Annotated in this window: 1 protein-coding gene; it reads left to right on the top strand. The window is 67.6% G+C overall.

The window, feature by feature from the left end; genetic code table 11:
- Nucleotides 1-215: 215 nt before the first annotated feature.
- Nucleotides 216-1,127 carry an MBL fold metallo-hydrolase gene (locus AB4Y84_RS21845; RefSeq protein WP_442244747.1) on the top strand — a complete coding sequence of 304 codons (912 nt, stop codon included), beginning with the start codon at nt 216-218 and terminating at the stop codon, nt 1,125-1,127.
- Nucleotides 1,128-1,307 lie beyond the last annotated feature (180 nt).

The raw sequence follows: 1,307 nt of genomic DNA, 5'->3' as shown, positions 1-1,307 counted from the left end.
GCGCGCAAGTACCCGAAGCAGATCATCACGGCGGCGTACTGATCACGCACTCGCCGGCCTGACCGCCCGCCGGGCATGGCCCGGCGCTACCCACCTGTAAAGCCGAAGGCAACGGCAGGAGCCGTTGCCAACGTCGCTTGCGACGGCCCGTAGGGGGCCGGGCAAGGACGCCCGGCATAGCCAACGCTCGGCTCGACACCCCAAGGACACCTCCCATGCGTACTGCTGCCCTGTTGCTTCCCCTCGCGCTGGCTGCCAGCTTCACCAGCGCCCCGCTGCTGGCCGCACCGGCCGCGCCTGCACCCTCCAGCGCTGCCAAATCCCAGCTGCGCCTGCAGACCTTCCATCCCGGCCCGCAGGCGATGTTCTCGGTGTCTTCGGTGCTGATCGAAGGGCGCAACGACGCGATCCTGGTCAACGCGCAGTTCGCTGCCGGCGATGCGCGCCGGCTGGTCGAGCAGATCCGCGCCAGCGGCAAGCGGCTGACCACCATCTACATCAGCCATGGCGATCCGGACTATTACTTCGGCCTGGCCACCGTGCAGGACGCGTTCCCGCAGGCGCGCATCGTCGCCACCGCGCAGACCGTGGCGCATATCCGTGAATCCCAGGCCGGCAAGCTGGCGTACTGGGGGCCGAAGATGGGCGCCGACGTTCCCGCACGCATCGTGGTGCCGGCGGTACTGGAAGGCGATGCACTGCTGCTGGAAGGGCAGCGCCTGCCGTTGATCGGCCTGGATGGCCCGACGCCGGACCGCAGCGTGCTGTGGGTGCCGTCGCTGCGTGCAATCGTCGGTGGCATTCCGGTGGTGGCTGGCGAGCATGTGTGGATGGCCGATACGCAGACGCCGCAGTCGCATGCCGATTGGCTGCGCACGCTGCAGCAGCTGCAGGCGTTGAAGCCGAAGGTGGTGGTGCCCGGTCATTACGCGGAGGGTGCGGCACTGGATGCCAGTGCGTTGCGCTTCACCGCGGATTACATCCGTGCCTTCGATGTTGAAACCGCCAAGGCCAGGGACAGCGCTGCGTTGGTGAAGGCGATGCAGGCGCGCTATCCGCAGCTGGCGGGTGTGGCGTCGCTGGAGTTGAGTGCGAAGGTGGCCAAGGGCGAGATGCAGTGGCCGTAAGGTAGGGGTTTTCTTTTGCAGGGCTGCGCCCTGCACCTGCCGAATCGACGGCAACGGCAACGGCAACGGCAAAAGCGGGCATTCCGTGGGTTGGCGGGGTGGGTCCGGTTGCGGGGGACGCTGCAAGTACGTCCATGTAAGCTCGGTCGCCGCATCCATGCGGCTCACGCCCCCGCAACC

This window comes from Stenotrophomonas sp. 2YAF22 (genome assembly GCF_052114665.1).
GTDB classification, from domain to species: Bacteria; Pseudomonadota; Gammaproteobacteria; order Xanthomonadales; family Xanthomonadaceae; genus Stenotrophomonas; species Stenotrophomonas indicatrix.
The sequence above is the reverse complement of the archived record's forward strand: the minus strand, read 5'-3'. Positions and strand labels throughout refer to the sequence as shown.

Bases quoted from the DNA above. Each gene is read 5' to 3' on its own strand.
- AB4Y84_RS21845 (WP_442244747.1), top strand. From the start codon at position 216: ATGCGTACTGCTGCCCTGTTGCTTCCCCTCGCGCTGGCTGCCAGCTTC.